The organism is Vibrio proteolyticus NBRC 13287, from assembly GCF_000467125.1.
In the GTDB taxonomy this organism is placed as follows: Bacteria; Pseudomonadota; Gammaproteobacteria; order Enterobacterales; family Vibrionaceae; genus Vibrio; species Vibrio proteolyticus.
On the sequence record NZ_BATJ01000007.1, the window covers coordinates 164461 to 185336 of the forward strand.

19 protein-coding genes are annotated in these 20876 nt (G+C 48.1%); 8 read left to right on the forward strand and 11 right to left on the reverse strand.

All coding sequences use genetic code 11. The features are described from left to right. Nucleotides 1-165 precede the first annotated feature (165 nt). On the reverse strand, nt 166-2604 hold the full coding sequence (locus tag VPR01S_RS10575) for an ABC transporter permease (protein ID WP_040902563.1): 2439 nt from the start codon (nt 2602-2604) through the stop codon (nt 166-168). 2 nt (nt 2605-2606) lie between these two features. Then, a complete protein-coding gene (locus VPR01S_RS10580) occupies nt 2607-3281 on the reverse strand; it encodes an ABC transporter ATP-binding protein (protein ID WP_021705324.1) in 675 nt (224 codons plus the stop codon). On the opposite strand from VPR01S_RS10580, the gene VPR01S_RS10585 reads away from it, so the two are divergent. The 5 genes from VPR01S_RS10585 to VPR01S_RS10605 all read left to right on the forward strand — a co-directional run bounded on the left by VPR01S_RS10585 (nt 3280) and on the right by VPR01S_RS10605 (nt 9593). Further along, on the forward strand, nt 3280-3882 hold the full coding sequence (locus tag VPR01S_RS10585) for an arylesterase (RefSeq protein WP_021705325.1): 603 nt from the start codon (nt 3280-3282) through the stop codon (nt 3880-3882). The two genes, VPR01S_RS10580 and VPR01S_RS10585, sit on opposite strands and share 2 nt — an antisense overlap. A 98-nt stretch (nt 3883-3980) precedes the next feature. Further along, the gene (gene fabV / locus VPR01S_RS10590; protein ID WP_040902564.1) at nt 3981-5168 is read left to right on the forward strand and encodes an enoyl-ACP reductase FabV; all 1188 of its coding nucleotides are present in this window, start codon (nt 3981-3983) and stop codon (nt 5166-5168) included. Between the two features lie 197 nt (nt 5169-5365). Then, entirely contained in the window at nt 5366-7279 is a 1914-nt protein-coding gene (locus VPR01S_RS10595) for a sensor domain-containing phosphodiesterase (protein ID WP_021705327.1), read from the forward strand. A gap of 72 nt (nt 7280-7351) precedes the next feature. Beyond that, complete coding sequence (locus VPR01S_RS10600; protein WP_021705328.1) at nt 7352-9010, forward strand: ABC-ATPase domain-containing protein; 1659 nt, start codon at nt 7352-7354, stop codon at nt 9008-9010. A gap of 58 nt (nt 9011-9068) precedes the next feature. Further along, complete coding sequence (locus VPR01S_RS10605; RefSeq protein ID WP_021705329.1) at nt 9069-9593, forward strand: GNAT family N-acetyltransferase; 525 nt, start codon at nt 9069-9071, stop codon at nt 9591-9593. On the opposite strand, the gene VPR01S_RS10610 is transcribed toward VPR01S_RS10605, so the two are convergent. Together VPR01S_RS10610 and VPR01S_RS10615 are read right to left on the reverse strand one after the other, a co-directional pair. Further along, the gene (locus VPR01S_RS10610; protein ID WP_021705330.1) at nt 9582-10205 is read right to left on the reverse strand and encodes a DNA-J related domain-containing protein; all 624 of its coding nucleotides are present in this window, start codon (nt 10203-10205) and stop codon (nt 9582-9584) included. The two genes, VPR01S_RS10605 and VPR01S_RS10610, sit on opposite strands and share 12 nt — an antisense overlap. A gap of 129 nt (nt 10206-10334) precedes the next feature. Then, entirely contained in the window at nt 10335-11174 is an 840-nt protein-coding gene (locus tag VPR01S_RS10615; RefSeq protein WP_021705331.1) for an isopenicillin N synthase family dioxygenase, read from the reverse strand. 219 nt (nt 11175-11393) lie between these two features. Between VPR01S_RS10615 and VPR01S_RS10620 the strand changes: the two genes are divergently transcribed. Then, nucleotides 11394-12011 carry a DUF2238 domain-containing protein gene (locus VPR01S_RS10620; RefSeq protein WP_021705332.1) on the forward strand — a complete coding sequence of 206 codons (618 nt, stop codon included), beginning with the start codon at nt 11394-11396 and terminating at the stop codon, nt 12009-12011. On the opposite strand, the gene cutA is transcribed toward VPR01S_RS10620, so the two are convergent. From cutA to VPR01S_RS10635, 3 genes are all read right to left on the reverse strand, one after another. Continuing rightward, complete coding sequence (cutA, locus tag VPR01S_RS10625; protein WP_040902565.1) at nt 12008-12331, reverse strand: divalent-cation tolerance protein CutA; 324 nt, start codon at nt 12329-12331, stop codon at nt 12008-12010. The genes VPR01S_RS10620 and cutA overlap by 4 nt on opposite strands. A 505-nt stretch (nt 12332-12836) precedes the next feature. After that, nucleotides 12837-13484: an HAD-IA family hydrolase gene (locus VPR01S_RS10630; protein ID WP_021705334.1), complete on the reverse strand. Its 648-nt coding sequence runs from the start codon at nt 13482-13484 to the stop codon at nt 12837-12839. A gap of 136 nt (nt 13485-13620) precedes the next feature. Beyond that, a complete protein-coding gene (locus VPR01S_RS10635) occupies nt 13621-14139 on the reverse strand; it encodes a hypothetical protein (protein ID WP_021705335.1) in 519 nt (172 codons plus the stop codon). A gap of 139 nt (nt 14140-14278) precedes the next feature. Between VPR01S_RS10635 and VPR01S_RS10640 the strand changes: the two genes are divergently transcribed. Both VPR01S_RS10640 and VPR01S_RS10645 read left to right on the forward strand, forming a co-directional pair. Continuing rightward, nucleotides 14279-14752, forward strand: a complete 474-nt coding sequence (locus tag VPR01S_RS10640) for a CreA family protein (protein ID WP_021705336.1) — start codon at nt 14279-14281, stop codon at nt 14750-14752. A 120-nt stretch (nt 14753-14872) separates the two neighbouring features. Further along, on the forward strand, nt 14873-16177 hold the full coding sequence (locus VPR01S_RS10645; RefSeq protein WP_021705337.1) for an inosine/guanosine kinase: 1305 nt from the start codon (nt 14873-14875) through the stop codon (nt 16175-16177). A gap of 56 nt (nt 16178-16233) precedes the next feature. On the opposite strand, the gene VPR01S_RS10650 is transcribed toward VPR01S_RS10645, so the two are convergent. From VPR01S_RS10650 to nrdD, 4 genes are all read right to left on the reverse strand, one after another. Then, complete coding sequence (locus tag VPR01S_RS10650; protein WP_021705338.1) at nt 16234-16914, reverse strand: ATP-dependent zinc protease family protein; 681 nt, start codon at nt 16912-16914, stop codon at nt 16234-16236. An 18-nt stretch (nt 16915-16932) separates the two neighbouring features. Further along, a complete protein-coding gene (locus tag VPR01S_RS10655) occupies nt 16933-18117 on the reverse strand; it encodes an amino acid aminotransferase (protein WP_021705339.1) in 1185 nt (394 codons plus the stop codon). 83 nt (nt 18118-18200) lie between these two features. After that, nucleotides 18201-18671, reverse strand: coding sequence for an anaerobic ribonucleoside-triphosphate reductase-activating protein (gene nrdG / locus VPR01S_RS10660; protein ID WP_021705340.1), 471 nt, complete (start codon nt 18669-18671; stop codon nt 18201-18203). A gap of 54 nt (nt 18672-18725) precedes the next feature. Beyond that, on the reverse strand, nt 18726-20846 hold the full coding sequence (gene nrdD / locus VPR01S_RS10665; protein ID WP_021705341.1) for an anaerobic ribonucleoside-triphosphate reductase: 2121 nt from the start codon (nt 20844-20846) through the stop codon (nt 18726-18728). Between the last annotated feature and the right edge of the window lie 30 nt (nt 20847-20876).

Consider the following 20876-nt stretch of genomic DNA (forward strand, 5'->3'; position numbering starts at 1 on the left):
CGGACATATTTGCCAGAGGCGTTTTTTTAACCATGTGAATAACAAAACTGGCCAAAAGTCCGTAGTTATTGGGCTAGGACAAATGGCCAGTTATCTACAGTTTGAGTTATCCCATAGCTTATCCACTGTTTTTGTGGATAACTAGAAAAACATCCCCGACTTGACTTAACTAAACTCTTTATTTACAGGGGTTAATAGCCTTTTTATTAAACTACTCACCACCACAAAAAGTGTGCAAAAAGTAGCCAGAGGCAACATTAACCACATGGAAAGGTGCAGCGCTGGGGACAATTCAAACCCAAATTTCATCACACCGGCGACAACCAGCTCCGAACCGAAACTGGCAACCACACCTGCAATCAACGCCATCAATCCATACTCCGCCCAGATAGTGCGTGTCACCCGTTTTTTACTCGCACCTAACGTCCGGTAGAGGCGAATTTCGTCTTGGCGTTGTGACAAACTCAGCCGCAGCAGAGTGAAAATCAGTAACAGCCCAGCCACTACACCAATAGCCGCAAGCAAAGTTGTCGACCAGACAATCTGTGTTAATAACTGCTGGATTTTGGCCCCCATGCTGCGAATATCCATCAGGCTAACCGTGGGATGATTGCGCGACAATGACGTGACCAACGCATCATGCTGTTGATCAATCCGGAAGCTGACCAACCAGGTGGCCGGAATGCTGCTCAGCACATCCGGAGTGAAAATGAAGTAAAAATTAGGCTTCATGTCTCGCCATTCCACATGACGGATTGAGTTAACTCTGGCGCTGAGCGTTTGCCCGTTAATGACAAACGTTAGTTCATCACCAAGCATCAATCCCAAATCAGTCGCCACATCAGACTCTACCGAAACCCCATTTTCATCCGTCCACTCCCCTTGTAATAAGTCGTTGTGCTCAGGCACATCGTCTGCCCAGGTAAAGTTAATTTCACGACGCAAGGCATCACTTGCCTCCCCACCATTGGCGACTTGTTTGGCGTCTTCGCCATTTACTTTCGATAAGCGTCCGCGAATAATCGGATAGGCTTCTGAGCGGTCGACACTCGCGCTATCGAGGGTGTTGAGGTAAGCGTCTTTTTCGTAAGCAGCGATGTTCAATGCAAATGCGTTGGGGGCATCAGGAGGAATGGTTCGCTGCCAATCGCTAAGCAAATCTGTGCGAACCAGCCACATAACCGCCAGCAACATCAGTGACAGGGCCAGTGCGCCAAACTGAACACCGGAAGACAGAGAGGATCGGTTGATGCGGCTTAGCGCCAGTTTAAACGATGTCGACAATGGCAGACGCGTCAGGCTACGGGTCACCAACACCGACAGTATCCCCAGCACAATGAACAACACTAAAATACCCAGCAGTACAATCCACACCAAACGATTGTCGCTGTAGGCGTAAACCATTGGCAGCAGAGGAACCAGTATCAGCCAGGCATAACGCCGGTTGGTTTTGTCATCAGCCTGAGGTTGCATCACATTGACCGCGTTGATATTCAGCAACGACAGCAACGGGATGCCAAGTGCCGGAACAGCAATCAACACACTGGCCCCAATCGCCAACAGCGCCGGTACCATTCCATACCCCGGCAGCGGATTGGGCAACAAATCCGTTAGAGGTATGCGCAGGAGAACTTCAAGTAATATGCCAATGATGATGCCAAAGACAGAAGCAATCAAAGACAGAATCAGTACCTGGGTTGACAACCAACGCCGAATCCAGCGGCGGCTTGCCCCGAGACTTTTCAACATAGCAATGGTCTTTTTCCTGGTCGAAACGTAATGCTGACACGTGAGTACCAGTGTCGTAGCGGCCATAATCACCACTATCGCCACCGTCAGTGACAGATACTGTTCGGTACGCTGGAATACTTCGTTGGTCCGACTGGCTGAGTTCTGATCGCGCCAGCGATCGCTCGGTGTTAACGTTGATGACGCTTTGAGTGTTTCAATTTGCTCATCCGTACCATTAACAAACAAACTGTAACGAACTCGACTTCCCAGTTGCACAGCACCGGTCTTCTCCACATCGGCCTGATTGATCAACACCGCCGGCATCTGCTGAAACGGGTTGAAGCTCAAGCCTGGCTCTTCAACGATACGGCCTGTTATCACAAAATCGGCGTCACCTAACGTGACCTTGTCACCAATGGTGACCTCAAGCAGATTGAATACCCGTTCATCAAGCCACAACTCGCCTGGCTTGACATGTTGGCGCTCTATTTTCCCGTCCGACAAACGCATCTCACCGTGCAAGGGATAATTTTCTTGCACTGCTTTTACGGTTACCAACTGCATGGCCTGTTCACTAAAAGCCATGGTGGCAAAGCGTGTCATAACAGAGGTGTTCAGTTGCTGATTTCGTGCCGCCGCCTGCAACGCTGGTGGAACTGGATTGGCGCTGACGTAAACACTGTCTGCGGTTAACGCTTCTTTCCCCTGTTTTACAACCACCTGTTCCATGCGTTCTGCCAGAGCAGACAAAGCAAAAATACAGGCGATGATTAAGGTCAACGCGACTGAAATGGGCCACAACTGTCCATGGCGGATTTCATTCCAGCTCCACGACCAGATACGTCTATTGGACTGATTCACCGTGCCAGACATACTCATGCTTCCTCCAACCGACCTGACTGGATATGCAGTCGGCGGTCACAGCGCTGGGCAAGATTGATATCGTGGGTAACCAGAACCAGCGTTGTGCCGTGTTGTTGGTTGAGGTCGAAAAGTAACTCGATAACTTTGGCTGCGGTTTTCTGATCCAGGTTGCCAGTAGGCTCATCCGCAAACAGAATCTTAGGCTGAATCATGAACGCCCGTGCCAGAGCAACACGTTGTTGTTCACCACCCGAAAGTTGCGATGGTGAATGATCCATCCGATGTTCCAATCCAACAGAACACAGCAGTTCCCGTGCACGCTCAGTGTCTTCTTCTTCACCTTTGAGCAAACACGGCAATGTTACGTTCTCCAGCGCCGTTAAGCTCGGAATTAACAGGAAGCTCTGAAACACGAAACCGACGGACTGACTGCGGATTGCCGCTCTGGCCTCATCGTCTAGTTGCGACAAAGACTGCCCCAACAATTCAACGTCTCCACCGGTCGCTGTATCTAATCCGGCCAACAATGTCATTAGGGTCGATTTTCCTGCGCCTGACGTTCCGACAATCGCCACACTCTCACCATTTTTAATGTCCAGATTTATGTCGGTTAAGATTGTTAAACTTTCCTGTTTAGTGGAGACTACTTTACTAAGAGACTCAGCTTTAATAACGGATGTTTGCATGATTCGACTACTTTCCTTGATTTTTATTCTGATATTTTCGGTTCAAACGCGTGCTGAAACACTGTTAATTCTGGGCGACAGCCTCAGTGCAGGCTATCAAATGCCTATTGAAAAAGCATGGCCCAGCTTGTTACCGGATGTGTTGGTACAAAAAGGCAAACCGGTCGATGTGATCAATGGCAGCATCTCTGGTGACACCACGGGAAACGGTCTCGCCCGATTGCCACAACTGCTGGATCAGCATAAGCCTGATAGTGTGTTGATCGAGCTCGGCGCCAATGACGGGCTGCGTGGTTTCGCTCCCCCTATCATTAAGCAGAATCTCAACACCATTATTGATACCATAGAAGCCGCTGGTGCAACGCCTATTCTGATGCAAATTCACGTTCTGCCTAACTATGGCAAACGCTATACCCAAGCGTTTTCCGGTATTTACCCTGAGCTGGCCACTGATCGCTCGGTAGCGTTGATCCCGTTTTTCCTCGAAGGCATCATCACCAGTAATCCACAGTGGATTATGGATGATGGCCTGCACCCAAAACCTGAAGCTCAGTCCTGGATTGCCGAATTTGTCGCAGATTCAATCGTCGATTTACTCTAAGCCTGACTATTTAATGGTTTAGCTCAATAAACTTTACGCAACTTTACGCTATGTTGTGTACTTATCCTGATCACTTACACCGGGCAGGTGCACAACATATGATGATTGAACCTATTATTCAGGGCGTGGTTGCACGTTCCGCTCATCCATCCGGCTGCGAACAAGCCGTTCTTCAACAAATTCAATACGTAAAATCTGCCAAACCGATCGCCCACGGCCCGAAGCGCGTTCTGATTCTCGGCGCATCATCCGGCTTCGGGCTGGCGGCACGCATTGCGCTGACTTTCGGCGCGAATGCTGACACCATCGGCGTCTCTTTTGAGCGTGGCCCGTCAGATAAAGGCGTTGGCAGTGCTGGCTGGTACAACAATCATTTCTTTAAACAACACGCAGAAAAAGAAGGCCGGATTGCCATCAATATAAACGGTGATGCCTTTTCCCAGCAGGTAAGAAACGAAGTGATTGAAGCCATCGAAACCTATTTTGAAGGCGAAGTTGATTTGGTGATATACAGCCTTGCAACCGGAGTTCGACCAAATCCAGAGACTGGCGAGCTCTGGCGTTCGGCGATTAAGCCGATTGGCGAACCGGTGTCGGGATCGTCGATTTTGTTGGAAAACGATCAATGGATCGATTCTAAGTTGGAGCCCGCTTCAGAGAAGGAAATCGAAGCCACCATTAAAGTCATGGGAGGCGAAGACTGGGAAGATTGGATTGATACGCTGATCAATAATGACTCCATCGCCGAGGGGTGCAAAACCATCGCCTTCTCCTATATTGGCCCCGAGGTCACACACTCTATTTACCTCGACGGCACACTGGGCCGTGCCAAGGTCGACCTGCACCAAACCAGTCACTCGCTCAATCTAAAACTGGCAAACTATAACGGTGGCGCTTATGCCACGGTGTGTAAGGCCCTAGTCACCAAAGCAAGCGTGTTTATCCCAGGTCTTAGCCCTTACATGATTGCCTTGTACAAAGTCATGAAAGAAAAAGGAACCCATGAAGGCTGTATCGAACAAATGCACCGCCTGTTTGAGGAAAAACTCTACTGCCGGGCTGGTGTTCCGGTCGACGGAGAACGGCTGGTGAGAATGGATGACTGGGAGTTAAATCCCGATACGCAGGAAAAAGTTCGTGCACTCCTTGGCAAACTCAACCAGAGCAACTTCCAACAGCTTGGTGACTATGCCGGATATAAACAGGAGTTCCTGCGCCTGAACGGCTTTGGTTTTGAGCAAGTGGATTACAATCAGGATGTCGATCTCACCGCGTTTACGGATTGATACGCTTTATTAATCTCATCTCAATGCTGAGACTTGACCAATTCCTTGTGTGCCCCACCTCAAAGTGGGGCATTTTTTCGTACATTATTGTCAATCTCTATAATAATTAAATAAAAAAGCAGCCCGTTATTACTTGACGTTTTAGTCGTAACATCTGGTGCACGGAAGCACGGTTTGGCCGCAACAAGGAAGAATGTATGTCAAAAATCAATACTCGCGAGTTATCGATCCCTTCGGAGATGCTCAGCGGCTGGCAGACGATCGTCAATTTGCTTGCTGACATTGTTGAAGTTCCCTCAGCCTTGGTCATGCGTATCCATGATCAGCATATCGAAGTGTTTTCTAGCAGCAGCAATACCACCAATCCCTATAAAACAGGAGACTCTGATTCATTAGGACAAGGTTTGTACTGTGAAACGGTAATAAACGAGCAGCGTGAACTCTTGGTTCCGAACGCTCTGTCTGATCCCGAGTGGCGTGATAACCCCGATGTAGCGCTCGGTATGATTGCCTATTGTGGCATTCCGATAAACTGGCCAGACAATTCACCGTTTGGCACCATTTGCGTGCTGGATACCCAAGAAAACCACTTCAACGAGCTCTACCGCCAACTGCTGGCGAGCTTTCGTGACTCAATCGAATCTCAACTCACGACCGTCTACCAGAAAGAGAAACTCCAGGTGTTAAATGAAGAGTTACGCTCTAGGGTCGACACCAGAACAAAAGACTTAGTCGATCTGAACTATTCACTGAATCAGGAGATTGACCGCCGACGAGCTGCAGAGCAGGAGGTCGCTTACCGAAAACGACATGATATGGGGACTGGTTTTCTCAACCGAAAAGCACTCGAAGCCGAGCTGGATACCCAGCTGAAAAGCGCGGATCAGAAAATCAAACCATTAGCGCTGATCCACATCGGCTTCACCAATGCACGACGTGTACAGTCCAAATACAGTTATTCCATCTGGGAAAAGGTGCTGGTGCAGTATCGGGAACGCCTGGGTGACCTTTCTCAGTACGAAGCCATTACGGCGCGACCGACCTCTACCGATATCGTTCTGGTTGTAAAAAGTCAGCATCTGGACGACAGCTTACACCGCTTATGTCTGGCGCTGGTGGAACTGGGGTATCAGGAATTTGAGGTGGACGGCGAACAACTGCTACTCCACTCTTTCATCGGGATTGCCAAAGCCACGCCGGGCATCAACGGCACAACCCTACTCAAACACGCTACAGAGGCAATGCTGTCGTGTAAAGATTCGGGGCATAAGTACAGCTTTTACTCACAGGATCTGTCCGCTTCACAGTCACACATCAGCCAGCTCGAGGGTTACCTTCTGCAAGCGGTACGCAACGACGACCTGCTACTCTATTTTCAACCTAAAGTATCCCCCGTCACACATCGCTGGTCCGGAGCGGAAGCGCTACTGCGCTGGAAGCACCCGATTCTAGGGGATATCAGTAATGAAACATTGATTCATATGGCGGAGCAAAATGGGTTAATTTTTGAAGTCGGCAACTTTGTATTACGGGCTGCGATCGAAAAAGCCGCCGAATGGGCTCCTCGTATCGATGACTTCAAGCTGGCGGTGAATATCTCTGCCATGCAATTGAAAAATCCATTGTTTGCAGAGCAGGTCAACGAACTGCTGCATACGTATCAGCTTCCCGCTCATTATCTGGAACTCGAAGTGACCGAAAGCAGCTTAATTGCAGACGAACATGTGGCCCAAAACAGCTTAGAAGCGTTGCACCAACTAGGAGTGACATTGTCACTTGATGACTTCGGCACCGGTTATTCCTCTTTCAACTATCTGAAAAAATTCCCTTTTGACGCCATTAAAATCGACAAGAGCTTTATGCAGCAGTTGGACAGTAGTGATGATGACAAAGAGATCGTCCGTTCTATCGTCAACGTCGCAAAGAAACTTGAGCTGAAAGTGACCGTCGAAGGCATCGAAAGTCAGCAGCATGAGCAGTTTATTATTGAAGAAGGCTGCGACTTTGGTCAGGGCTATTTTTATGGGTTACCCATGCCTTATGATGAATTTGAAGCCTGCCTGAACAACCAAAATTACACTGGTAGCATTGAAATTCGTTACCCACAATAGCATCATCTCCTTTACTCACCGGGCGGTGATTCCTATAATCCCCGCCTTTCTCCATCTTACCAGGCAGTCATCATGGATCAGTTAACCGCGACCCTGAAAAAAATAGAAAAACAAAACTACCGCGCCTATCAACAAATCAAAGGTGAATATGACTTCGGCGACTTTCGTCTGTTCATCGATTACGTCCAGGGCGATCCGTATGCTTCAGCGTCGCGCCTACGCGCTCTTCGCGCCTGGCCCCTTACCGGACTGGAGTGGCTTCTGGATGAGTCTCCTGCCTATCAGATGGCCGCCCGCGACTTTATTGCCCGCAGTTTCGCTGAATTTGCTAAGCAGGAAAACAGTGTCAGCATCGCACTGACCGGACAAACTGTACTGGATAACACCGCGGTATTGTTTACCGAAGAAGGCATAGAGCTGCGTTTTCGTCTTAACCTGCCCGCTGAAGGCCGCAGTGTTCTGGGTAAGAAAGCCAATAACATTCTCACATTCCATTTGCCTAAGTTTCTTCGCCGCGCCACGTTGGAGCGAGAGCTTGATAAAGTAGCACTGATCCAACATTGTGAGGTGGTTGAAGATCAGGAAGCCCTGCGTGCTCAGTTAGACGAACATGATCTCGCTGCGTTCGTAGGGAACGGCAGTGTTCTGCCTCGTGTCGCTGGTAACTGCGATCTACCGATGAAAGAAGCCGTGGCGTTTGTGTCGCCTCAAGCACTTCAAATCGAACTTGATACGCCGAATCAAGGGAAAATACTCGGCATGGGCATTCCGAAGGGCATCACACTGATTGTCGGTGGTGGTTTTCACGGTAAGTCGACGTTGCTGAATGCCATAGAGAGATCCATTTACAACCACATTCCGGGTGACGGTCGTGAACGTATTGTTACGGATTACAATGCAATGAAAATCCGTGCGGAAGATGGCCGGTGCGTTCACCACCTCAACCTCTCAAACTACATCAATCATCTGCCGATGGACAAAGACACCGCGGACTTCACCACACAAGATGCATCCGGTTCAACGTCACAGGCGGCCTGGCTTCAAGAGTCCATCGAGTCCGGCGCCTCCACTCTGCTGATTGATGAAGATACGTCTGCGACAAACTTCATGATCCGCGACGAACGGATGCAGGCTCTGGTGGCGAAAGGTGATGAGCCAATAACCCCTCTGGTTGATCGTATCGGGCAATTACGTGATGAGCTCGATATCTCAACCATTATCGTTATGGGTGGCTCTGGTGATTACTTGGATGTGGCCGATACCGTAATACAAATGCACGACTATCAGGCTGTTGACGTCACAGAAAAAGCACAGCAAGTCATCAAGCAACACCCGACCATGCGTCACAACGAATGTGAGACACCGCTGGACACGTTCCGCCCACGCGCGTTAAACCGCGCCAATTTACAGGCCATTCTGGCAGACGGCAAGTTTCGCATTAACGCTAAGGGGAAAGACTCATTGCGTTTTGGCAAAGAGTTCACGGATTTATCTGCACTTGAGCAGTTAGAATCGGCCAATGAAGTGAACGCCATTGGTTGGCTGTGGTTCCAGTTAGCGCAGCTCCCTGGCTGGTCAGAAAATCCTGCTAAAGAGCTGGCAGCAATGCTACATAGCACACAGTGGTACAGCATTATTCCAAATCACGGCGATCTGGCACGCCCTCGTGTTCTGGATACCATGGCCGCGCTCAACCGAATGCGTAAATCTCAATTCAAACCGGCTAAATAACACTCGCTGGAATTAAAACGCCGATGTGTCAGCATCGGCTTTTTTGCAAGGACACAAGATGCCATTTTCGCTGACTACGTCACGTCTGATATTACGAGATTTCACTCCAGATGACCGAGATACTTTTATCGCCCAGTGCCAACATCCGCACTACCAGCGGTTCTATCATCCTTCAGACCTTACTCAGGACGCCCTGACAACGAGAGTCGCTGAGTTTATCAACGAAGCGACAATGACGCCACGCTCCCGCTATCATTTGGCCATTGTCGAGAAGGCAAGCCAACGACTGATTGGGGTTGCAGGCATGCGCCTAGAAGACAACGCCAACGCCGCTATTGGATTTGGCCTTAATGTTAATGAACACGGTAAAGAGTATGCGTTTGAAGCGATGACTACGTTGCTGGAATTTGGTATCGCCAGTTATGGCATTAAGCGCATTTACGCTGACACTTTGGTGGAGAATCGACCGGCGGTTATGCTGTGTCAGCGTTTAGGATTAATAGAGTTTGAACTAAGTGATCAGCCCGACATATTACGGGGCACTAACGTCCAGCCAGTGCGATTGTTCGGCTCAGTACTCTGAACGGAGAACATTCCAGGCAGAGCAAAGGATCCGAAACTGCTCACTGTTGCCGTTCTCACGATCGGGATGCCATTTTAAAGCCAGCTTTCGCCAGCGTTTCCGTATTTCGGCCGAAGTGGCGTCCAGCGGTAAGTCAAATAATCTCAGCGCTTTAGCTTTATCCAGATTCCCGATTTCTTTACTACCAACAAAATCCCGGTAGCGGGTCCAGAATTCATTCAGCAGGCGTTTGACTTCCCCTTCTTCCGCTTCATAGTTGTGCCAGTCACTGTAATACTCACGCAATGGGTCTTCCATGTCGATCACATGCCCTGACGAGCGAAAAACGTAGGTCAATTCAATGTCCATGGCTTCCACTTGCAGCCACTGTCGCGGATAGAGTGTTTCCTGCAGTTGATACAAAGCGTTCATCATCAGGAAATTACGCTTAAACAGGTCTTTCTCCGGAGAAGAATCCAATACCGGCATCAATTCCAGTTCACTTAAACACGCAGCTAACGTGTGTACTTTCCAGCCCTGGGGCTGCTCTTTCAACACTTCCAGAATAGGCCACAGTAGTGGATTCTCGATTTCGTGTATAAATTGTTCCGAAAGTTGATGCTGTTCAGTCATAGTCGAATGCTTGATCCTTAAGTCGTCGCTCTCTCACTATAGGATCAAAATTCACCAGATTCAGCCACATGGAACAAAGGAATTGATCTCTGCGACAAAAAAGCCAGCTTTCGCTGGCTCGTTGCTTGATTAGATAACGCCCAGCTCACGCAGACGCTCCATCAGGTAGCTGTGCGCGGTATAGCGTTCAGACAGAACCACGTCTGGTTTTGGGTGCAAGAACAGAGGCAATGAAATACGCGATTTCTCCTGACGTTCACCCGTCGGATTGATCACTCGGTGTGTCGTGCTTGGGAAATAACCACCGGACGCTTCCTGAAGCATATCTCCGATGTTGATGATCAGATTACCGAAATCACATGGCACATCAATCCACTCACCTTCCTGGCTTTTAACTTGCAGACCCGGCTCGTTAGCGGCTGGCAGAACTGTCAACAAGTTGATGTCTTCATGAGCAGCGGCACGAATCGCACCAGGCTCCTCATCACCACTCATTGGTGGGTAGTGCAGAATACGCAACAACGTTTTGTCACTGCCATTGATCATCTCTGATAAAGCCACAGAGAACTTCTCTTGCACGTCTTTCGGCGCATGTGCTTCAACCCAGCTCAGCAGAGTCTGGGCAAATTCATTCGCACGCTGGTAGTAGTCCAGAATCTGAGCTTTTAGCTCTTCAGGAATCTGCCCCCAAGGGTACACATGAAAGTACTCTTTAATGTCTTTGACCGAATGCCCCTTAGCCACTTCAGAGACACTTGGTGGAAAGTAGCCATCTTGGGTATCAACGTTAAATTGGAATTCATTTTTGCGTTCTGAACTAAAAAACTCGTACCAATTCTGATAGATAGACTCAACCAGTTCTTGTGGGATTGGGTGATTTTTCAGAACACCGAATCCGGTTTCACGTAGTGATTTGACAAATTGCTCCGCCGCATCTTCGGCAAGGTAATCGACAGTTTCCAGTTTCATGACTTTACTATTTGTTATTAATGGCTTTGAGCGGCTGATAATAGATACCCACCGTTTGTAAATCAAACTTTAATGAAATGCTGAAGTTTAATTGTGAAATTATTGAGCGATCTTCGATGTTTTCAACAGCAATCGTTTACGTCGTGTGGAAAAACACACAATTGAACAACGTTCGATTGTGTGTCATGCTTCTGTGAATGGATAAAGGCAGGAGCCACTATGTCATCAACCAATTCCACTGTATTACCGTTCAAAAACAACAGAACTCTTCTTATATTGACGCTTCTTTACGGGGTGTTATTTATCTTCAGTGCTATTGAGCCTTCTTCACGTGCGGTATGGGTAGCTGAAATCGTCCCTGCTGTGCTCATTCTTGGCGGCATCTATGCGCTCTCACAGCAATTCCGTTTTAGTGACACTGCTTATGTGATGATGTTTATCTGGCTGGCACTGCATACTATTGGCGCAAAATACACCTTCGCTGAAGTCCCCTTTGACTGGTTCAATCAGTTAATTGGCTCAGAAAGGAATAACTTTGACCGCGTGGCTCACTTCTCTATTGGCCTGTATGCTTATCCCATTGCTGAATACTTAATCAGAAATAAGCATTGCAAACCTGTGTTGGCTGGCTTTTTTGGTTTGTTCGCGATCATGAGTGTTGCAGCTGGCTATGAAATCATCGAATGGTGGTATGCGACTGTTGCTGGCGGGGATGAAGGCATCGCTTTTCTGGGGTCTCAAGGCGACATTTGGGATGCTCAAAAGGACATGCTGTGTGACACATTGGGCGCGATCACATCGTTGTGCATCATGATCGCGCAATCCCGGTTTCGCTAAACCTGCGTATTGGCCTGTAACCAGCTTAAATAAGGATTGAAGCCATCGATAATCGGCACTTGTACGATCTGCGGAACTTCGTATTCATGAACCGCTAACACTTCCCGTTCAAGTGCCTCATAACATGCACAACGTGTTTTAATCACCATCAATATCTCGTCATCACGACATACAGCACCTTCCCAAACATAATGACTGTTGATAGGAATCGTTTGGATGCATGCCGCCAGTTGATGGCGCAACAAACTCTCGATGATCTGATCGGCGTTTTGGTGATTGTTGACTGTGGTCAGAACAATACAGAATTTTTCAGATTCCATCTTCATTCCCTCCGATTGGCACGCCTTTCATCACAGGCGTGGTAAATTTTTCGATCTAATGGTGATTGCGGCTCTGCGTTTGCATAAATACCACACTATTAATTATGAATTGGCTCTCAAAGTACACAAATAAGATTATCAATATAACTCCGCATTAAACCTGATCATCTATGATGGTCAGGCATAACAAAAAACATTTCTATCTATTATTTGCTTGCTGAGACGATTTATGAACACACCAAAAACCAATGCAAACGCAACATTGTGCTGCCCTTTATGCGAAAGTGAAGAATTTCTGATTTCGGAAAACAGTCACAATATGCTATGCGCTCACTGTGGCTCCTTTCTGCAAAATATCAACCAGATCCATCGCACGGTCAGTAATTCAGGGGTAACTTCAGCTTCAACCAACTACATTCACAACACCAACTGCACGTCACACTGAAACTGCACTGGCGGAAAACAATAAAGCCAAACTGATTCGCAGCTTGGCTTTATTTTCGCGTTATAACCATTGGGAGATATCCCTAAGATTGTCGATCGCGTGAACGGTGTGTGAGTACGTTCTGGAGTGTGGTCCGAGTAACTGCAATGTCCTCACGCCAGCGCGCAGCCCGGCCTCCAACCCCTTCGGCGTATCATCGATATATAAGCACTCTTCCAGCGTAAAACCCATATTCATCGCAGAGTAACGAATGAGGTCTGGTTCCGGCTTCCAGCTATTGGTATCAAACGCAGAAAACACTTTACCTTCAAAATACGGCATTAACCCCGTCAAAATCAGGGCATGCTTGGTCTTTTCCTGAGGGCCGTTGGTAGCAACACAGTACTCAATGTGTCTGGAATCGAGCATCTGAAGAATGTCCTGAGCGCCATCCATCGCCTTAAGGCCGTGCTCAAAAAGCTTTTGAACTTCATCACGATAAAGAGGTTCCAGAACATCAATGGACACCTGAAGATTCAAATGATCACGTGTTTGAGCCAAAATATCCGCCAGCTTGCCCCCCTCAAAATTCGCCAGAGCATCTTCGTAGCGATATCGGGCACCAAAACTGTTAAACACATTGACCAGCGCCTCGCAGCACAATTTTTCACTATCGACTAACGTGCCATCACAATCAAAAATGACACATTTCACCTTTTTTTTATGCATTTAAGTCACCTAAGCTGCTAACGCTAAATTCGATAATAGGTGCTAATAGCCATGCATAAAGGATCCAGTTAACAGAAATAGTGTATTGCTCGGCGTGAATGACAAAAGTTCAGACAATATCACTCTTTCTCATTCATCAAGTATCAGCTTGTTCGATGTAAACGGTTTTCCCACTCTGGGGTAGCTGGCATTTTTGTGCCACGGAATACGCAAAAGCCTGAGCCAGTTGGGCATCGTTTCCTTGTGCTACCACATCAGAAATCAATGATGCCGACTCTTGTTGCGTAACAATAGCGCACGCGACAGGTTCACCAGACAGAAAGCCAAGGTAAAGGTCACACGGTGAGGAGTAGATAATTTGGGTGAAAAATTCGATCGTCAAAGCCTGTTCCTGCTCCCCTTCCCAAACCTGCGCCTGAAGCAAAGCAAACATCACCGTGAGGCGGTGAAAGTCGACCAGGAAAACGTCTTGCTCCGGAAACAGTGTGCTTCCTGCGAATTCATCCTGGCTCAATTCGTGGTAGGTAAATAATGCGGCTCGTTTTTGATAAAGAGAGTGACCGGCAAGGCTTTCCTGAGTAGGAAATTCAACATCGATCTGACTGGCAAGCCAGTTATTTTTGAGTTCGGCGATAGCCTGCACAGAAGTTGCCATTGTCAGTCATCCCAAGTAAGGCTTAAAATCATGCAGGCAGCATACCACCCCGTATGTGATGAGCAAGCAGTTATTTTCTAAGCGTTTCTTTGTCTGAACAAACTGCTATCATGGGTAAAAACATTGACAGGAAAAAGAAATGCTAAAGAAAATCACCCTGATGTCTATGATTTCGCTCGGGCTGGCTGGCTGTAGTGGTGACGAGGTTGGTGACGTCAGCCTGGGATTATTCACGATGAAAGACATTAAACTTAACTACCTCCAGGACCCTATCGTCAGTGGCGTGACTTGCCACGTCGCCTCCATTGAAGCCGACTTGAGCCTGGCAGATCCTTCAGACAGTTCGATTTCCTGTCGTCAGACTGGTGAAATCACCCCGGAAATGATTGCTGAGATAGACAAATCCGCTTCCGGTGAAGTGGTATTTAAAAAATCAAAAAGCATCTTTTTTAAAAGTATGAAAATCAGACGTATTCTGGACGCGCAAAATCAAACTCTGATGTATATCTCCTATTCGACCAAAGAAACATCCGGCAGCTTCAAGCATAGCTTGTCGACCGTGCCGTTATGGGGAACCAAAGCTTACGGCGCGTACACAACAGATAAGAAATAATCAACCAGAATCTAAGAATGCGACGACTGCTCACGTTGTCGCCTTTTTATGTAATAAAGATGAAAACTATCTATTCTTTGTGTGATATGATGCGGCAAAATTTTCAACCTCACTGACAACATGAAGTTTCCCGGACAGCGCAAATCTAAGCACTACTTCCCTACTCACGCCCGCGATCCAATCTTAAACCAAGCTCGACAAGCACCTAAATTATATCGACCTTTTATTGTCGGCGTCGGCCAGACAATCGTAGACATTGAAGCACGCGTTGATGACGAGTTCCTAAATAAATACGAACTGAGTAAAGGGCACTCTCTGGTTCTGGAAGAAAGCAAAGCGGACGATCTCTATGACGAACTGGTTGAGCGTGGATTGATCACACATCAGTATCCGGGAGATACCATAGGTAACACTCTGCACAACTACTCTGTGTTGGCTGACAGCAAATCGGTTCTGCTTGGTGTAATGTCAAAGAATATCGAGGTTGGGTCTTTTGCGTATCGGTATCTTTGTCGTACTTCGTCACGTATGAACCTCAACCACCTGCAAATGGTGGACGGCCCAATCGGGCGTTGTTATACCCTGATTTCTGAAGACGGGGAACGTACCTTCGCGATCAACGAAGGTCATATGAACCAACTGCGTCCGGACAGCATTCCTGAAGAAGTCTTTGATAAAGCCTCAGCCCTGGTGGTTTCTTCATATTTGATGCGAGGAAAACCAGAAGACCCGATGCCAGCAGCCGTCGCACGTGCCATCGACATCGCTAAACAGAAAAACGTACCTGTCGTCCTGACGCTTGGCACTAAGTACGTGATCGAAGGCAATGAAAAATGGTGGCAGGACTACATCAAAGAAAACATCACCATTGTGGCGATGAATGAAGAAGAAGGTCACGCGCTGACTGGCGAGAAGACGCCATTGCTGGCTGCAAATAAAGCGCTGGACTGGGTCGATCTGGTGCTGTGTACCGCAGGCCCAGATGGCCTCTATATGGCAGGTTTTACAGACAAATCAGCACTGCGCGAAACTGAGCTACCGATCCTTGAAGGACCTATTGCCAGCTTCAACCAGTTCGAGTTCAGTCGCGCGATGCGTGAGTCGGATTGTCAGCACCCGCAACGGGTTTATTCTCACATCGGGCCATACTTAGGCGGACCTTTAGAGATCAAAAACACCAATGGTGCCGGTGATGCGGCATTGTCAGCCTTGTTACACGATATGGCCGCCAACAGCTTTCACCTTAGGAACGTGCCTAACTCATCGAAACACGATCACACCTACCTGACCTACTCATCGTTGTCGCAGATTTGTAAATACGCCAACCGAGTCAGCTATGAAGTACTCACCCAGCACTCTCCTCGCCTGTCGCGCGCCCTTCCTGAGCGAGAAGACAGTCTGGAAGAAGCCTACTGGGATCGCTGATATCAAACACAAAAAAACCCACCACCGGCGGGTTTTTCTTTATTCATCAATATCGGTTACTTGGTTTGTTTTGGTTGAACAAACTTACGGCTGACATCCACGACAGCGACATCATTGAAGAAACTTCTACCGAGTAACAACGGAAACGCCAGATGGGTTCTATCTGCCAACGTGAACTCCGTCTTTTGTTTTAAGTCACCAATCTGGATCCAGGCAGCGACAACCGCACGTTTTTGAGATTCATCGCTACTGGACTGCTTAATCTTAACCCAACGTTCAACTGGCAAAGCAAGCTCTTTGCTCTTGAGCTTGTCATGCTCAATTTTAAACTTAACCCATTCTTTGCCATCGCGTTCAAAAGGGATCACGTCAATAGCACTGATGGATGAAGTCGTTGCGCCGGTATCGATTCTCGCTTTAAAGAACTCGGTCAAACCAGGAACATATACCCATTCCTGCTCGCCCAGAATCAGTTTTCCATCCGATGTCTTCTTCGGTAGCGGTTTTGGCTTAGGTTTCACTTCCTGAGGCTTCACCTCAGGTTCAACCTTCTCGGTTTTAACCTCTTCCTTTGGTTGGGTTTCCGGTTGAACCACTTCTGATGTGGTTACCTCCGTTTTGGGGTTCTCAACCTTAGGCTGTGTTTCCGGCTCCACTGGAACTTGACTGGTTGTCGTACAGGCGACCATACCACCGCACAACATTAGTGGTAATAACAATTTCCATGGTTTGTTCATTCAAATACCCGATAGTAATTATTTTGAAACGCTCACAATGGCACTGGCAACATAAGGGATGTGTTTCTCGGTCAGGCCGGCGATGTTAATTCGGCCATCTCCCACACCGTAAATCCCATATTCTTCACGCAGTTGTGCCATCTGTTCTGGTGTAAATCCTAGCACAGTGAACATGCCTTTGTGTGACTCAATAAAGTCGAACTGAGCCGTTGCATGAACGTTACGAAGCTCTTCACACAGTGAATGGCGTAGCGCCACAAGACGTTGTTGCATACTACTGAGTTCCGCTTTCCACACTTGGGTCAGCTTATCATCCTGCAGGATAGTTTTAACCAGGGCGGCACCATGATCCGGTGGCATCGTGTAGGTGGCGCGTGCCAGCGTCAACAGTTTACCTTTGGCGTTGGCAACATCCACATGGTTTTTACCCACCACGATAGCCGCACCAGTCCGTTCGCGATACAAGCCAAAGTTCTTGGAGCAGGATGTAGTGATCATCATCTCCTCCACATTGTCGGCCATGTATCGCAACCCTTTTGCGTCCTCTTCCAAACCATCACCAAATCCTTGGTAGGCAATATCGACAAATGGCATGAAGCCTTTAATTATCGACAGTTTGGTGATCTCCTGCCACGCAGCAAAGTCAATATCTGCGCCAGTTGGGTTATGACAGCAGCCATGCAGCAAAACCACATCATTTGGCCCTGCTTTAGACAGATCGTCCAGCATGCGCGCCACGTCGACCTGCTTGGTTTCCGGGCTAAAATAGTGATAGAACTTCACTTTCAGGCCAGCGGCTTCCATCACGGGTTTGTGATTCACATAACTTGGATTCGAAATCCACACTGTGGTATCAGGCTGGGCCACTTTCATTAAGTCTCCCAACATACGCAGCGCGCCACTGGCACCAGGTGTTTGGATTGCGGCGACACGATCCATCGCAGCTGTGCCCGATAACAGCAAATTGACCATCGACTGGTTAAACTCTTCACAACCAGCAAGACCGACATAGGATTTTGTGGTTTGTGTAGCAACAACGATGTCCTGAGCCTGCTTAATCGCTTCCATCACCGGTGTTTCGCCGGCACTGTTTTTATACACGCCGATACCGAGATCGACCTTGTCTGGTCGAGGATCATTCCGGTAAGCCACAGAAAGAGAAAGAATAGGATCAAGTGCTGGTGTTGGTAAATGTGAAAACATGAAAGTCACAACCCTTTGAAATTCAAGTAGTGACTCACGTTAACACTTGTTCATAAAAATTCGAAGCGAAAATTCTTATCCGATTAAAATTCGGTGAACTTGTGGATGATTTGGTTGGAACTGCCACGCCATTGCAAAGATGGGTCTGCTTTATCCTGTTCAAATCGCCCATCGACCAGCACGTCGATGTATGAGGCAACCTCTTTCTGAGCATCGTTTAACTCTTGCAACGTGTATCCGGTCCACATCCAGATATCTTTGCTAGGACATTCCTTCCTGACGCGCTTAACAAGCTTAAGCACAGCAGAAACATTAGCAGGGTGAAGCGGATCCCCACCTGATAGTGACAAGCCACGTCGCTTTATCCGCGTATCGTTCAGATCATTAATGATCCGATCTTCGGCTTGCTGAGTAAACGCGCTACCAGCATCGAGCTTTTGCGTTGATTGATTGTAGCATCCACGGCATTGATGCACGCATCCTGAAACAAACAGCGTACAGCGTGTCCCGGGACCATTCACCACATCAACGGCGTAATATTGGCAATAATTCATTGTTATTCTCTGCGTCGCACTGCCGGAGACATGCCCCGGCAGTGCATGTCCGGATTAAAGGTGTTTCACCCGACGTTTCACTTCTTCCTGTTTGCCAAAGTTAAACGGACGCGCATCCGGGCTTCCCAGATAACCGCACACACGACGTGTTACCGACACTTTAGAAGAGTCATGATTACCGCACTTCGGACAAGTAAACCCCTTGCTGGTGCAGTCGAACTCGCCGGTGTAACCGCACTCATAACACTCATCGATTGGTGTATTGGTGCCATAGTAAGGCACTCGGGTATAGCTGTAATCCCAAACGTTTTCTAATGCCTCGACGTTCTGCTGCATGTTCGGGAATTCGCCGTAGCAAATAAATCCACCGCTGGAAATTGGCGGATACGGTAACTCGAAGTCGATCTTATCGTACGGATTGACTTTCTTTTCCACATCAAGATGGAAGCTGTTGGTGTAATAACCTTTGTCTGTGACGCCTTCAATGACACCAAACTCTTTGGCATCGATACGGCAAAAGCGATTGCACAAGTTCTCGCTGGGTGTGCCGTACAGGCTAAACCCATAACCTGTCTCATCCGCCCATTGATTCACGGCCTGTTTAAGTCGCGTAATGATGGCCACCGCTTTGTCGCGCAGCTCTGCGTCATCGTACACATGTGTCTGATTACTATAGAGCGCATTAATGGTTTCATGAACGCCGATGTAGCCAAGAGAAATAGATGCTCGGCCATGCTTGAAGATATCCGCAATGGTGTCTTCTGCTTTGAGCCGAACTCCGCATGCCCCTTCCATATACAGAATCGGGGCCACGCGGGCACGTACGTTCTCCAGGCGACTGATGCGAGTCTCCAGTGCACGTCGTGCCAGTTTAAGTTTAGTATCCAGTAACTCGTAAAAACGGTGTTCGTCGCCCTGAGCCTGAATCGCGATACGCGGCAAATTGAGGCTCACTACCCCGAGATTATTACGCCCTTCATGGACCAGCTCACCATTCTCTTCATAAGTTCCAAGAAAACTGCGGCACCCCATCGGCGTTTTAAACGATCCGGTCACTTCAACAACCTTGTCATAGTTAAGGATATCCGGGTACATCCGCTTGCTGGCGCATTCAAGTGCAAGCTGTTTGATGTCGTAATTGGCATCGCCTGATTTGTGGTTCAGTCCATCTTTGATTGCGAAAACCAGTTTCGGGAAAACAGCTGTTTTTCGGTTTTTACCTAAACCCGCAATGCGGTTTTTCAAAATAGACTGTTGGATCAGACGTGAAGCCCAGCTCGTCCCCAGACCAAAGCCAAACGTAACGAACGGTGTTTGCCCGTTAGCGGTATGCAGCGTGTTTACTTCGTACTCCAGTGACTGGAAAGCGTCAAAACACTCTTTCTCCGTGCGTGCGTCTGCAAACGCTTGAGGATCGTGAATATCCCACTCTTGCGCAATTTTCAGATGTTTTTTATGGCTGGCGACAACATAGGGCTCAAGAACCTCATCAATCCGGTTGATGGTGGTACCACCGTAAATGTGGCTGGCAACCTGAGCAATGATCTGTGCAGTCACCGCCGTGGCAGTTGAAATTGACTTAGGTGTGTCGATCTCTGCGTTGCCCATTTTGAAACCGTGGGTCAGCATCCCTTTCAAATCGATCAGCATGCAGTTAAACATCGGGAAGAATGGGGCATAATCCAGATCGTGGTAATGCAAGTCGCCCTCTTCGTGGGCCTGAACAACATCGCGTGGCAGAATGTGTGTCTTCGCATAATGCTTCGCAACAATCCCAGCCAATAGGTCACGTTGAGTCGGGATCACTTTACCATCTTTGTTTGCGTTCTCGTTGATCAGGTCAACATTACTTTCTTCAATAAGCCCTTCAATTTCCCGTGTCAGTGCACTTTGCTTTTCTCGCGCAATGTCACGATCGTGACGATACTCAATGTAAGAACGGGCCAGTTGTTTATACAGCCCTTGCATTAACTCATTTTCGACCCGATTCTGGATATCATGAATATGAACTTCATCGTATTCTTTAAGCTGTAACTCGACCGCTAACGCAACATTCAGTGCGTAAATCGCGATTTCTTTATCGACATTTTCCGCCGCGGCTTCCACTGCTGCCTGAATGCGGTCCCTGCTGAACGGAGCTCTTGAGCCGTCGCGCTTAATTACGATTGGTTTCACTTTTTCTCCTTACCCCAGCATGCTCGCAGA

Coding starts and splice junctions, on each gene's coding strand:
- VPR01S_RS10620 (WP_021705332.1), top strand. CDS start 11,394: ATGTCATCAACCAATTCCACTGTATTACCGTTCAAAAACAACAGAACT.
- fabV (WP_040902564.1), top strand. CDS start 3,981: ATGATGATTGAACCTATTATTCAGGGCGTGGTTGCACGTTCCGCTCAT.
- VPR01S_RS10575 (WP_040902563.1), bottom strand. CDS start 2,604: ATGTCTGGCACGGTGAATCAGTCCAATAGACGTATCTGGTCGTGGAGC.
- VPR01S_RS10655 (WP_021705339.1), bottom strand. CDS start 18,117: ATGTTTTCACATTTACCAACACCAGCACTTGATCCTATTCTTTCTCTT.
- VPR01S_RS10635 (WP_021705335.1), bottom strand. CDS start 14,139: ATGGCAACTTCTGTGCAGGCTATCGCCGAACTCAAAAATAACTGGCTT.
- VPR01S_RS10645 (WP_021705337.1), top strand. CDS start 14,873: ATGAAGTTTCCCGGACAGCGCAAATCTAAGCACTACTTCCCTACTCAC.
- VPR01S_RS10630 (WP_021705334.1), bottom strand. CDS start 13,484: ATGCATAAAAAAAAGGTGAAATGTGTCATTTTTGATTGTGATGGCACG.
- VPR01S_RS10640 (WP_021705336.1), top strand. CDS start 14,279: ATGCTAAAGAAAATCACCCTGATGTCTATGATTTCGCTCGGGCTGGCT.
- VPR01S_RS10580 (WP_021705324.1), bottom strand. CDS start 3,281: ATGCAAACATCCGTTATTAAAGCTGAGTCTCTTAGTAAAGTAGTCTCC.
- cutA (WP_040902565.1), bottom strand. CDS start 12,331: ATGGAATCTGAAAAATTCTGTATTGTTCTGACCACAGTCAACAATCAC.
- VPR01S_RS10610 (WP_021705330.1), bottom strand. CDS start 10,205: ATGACTGAACAGCATCAACTTTCGGAACAATTTATACACGAAATCGAG.
- nrdG (WP_021705340.1), bottom strand. CDS start 18,671: ATGAATTATTGCCAATATTACGCCGTTGATGTGGTGAATGGTCCCGGG.
- VPR01S_RS10615 (WP_021705331.1), bottom strand. CDS start 11,174: ATGAAACTGGAAACTGTCGATTACCTTGCCGAAGATGCGGCGGAGCAA.
- VPR01S_RS10585 (WP_021705325.1), top strand. CDS start 3,280: ATGATTCGACTACTTTCCTTGATTTTTATTCTGATATTTTCGGTTCAA.
- VPR01S_RS10605 (WP_021705329.1), top strand. CDS start 9,069: ATGCCATTTTCGCTGACTACGTCACGTCTGATATTACGAGATTTCACT.
- VPR01S_RS10595 (WP_021705327.1), top strand. CDS start 5,366: ATGTCAAAAATCAATACTCGCGAGTTATCGATCCCTTCGGAGATGCTC.
- VPR01S_RS10600 (WP_021705328.1), top strand. CDS start 7,352: ATGGATCAGTTAACCGCGACCCTGAAAAAAATAGAAAAACAAAACTAC.
- VPR01S_RS10650 (WP_021705338.1), bottom strand. CDS start 16,914: ATGAACAAACCATGGAAATTGTTATTACCACTAATGTTGTGCGGTGGT.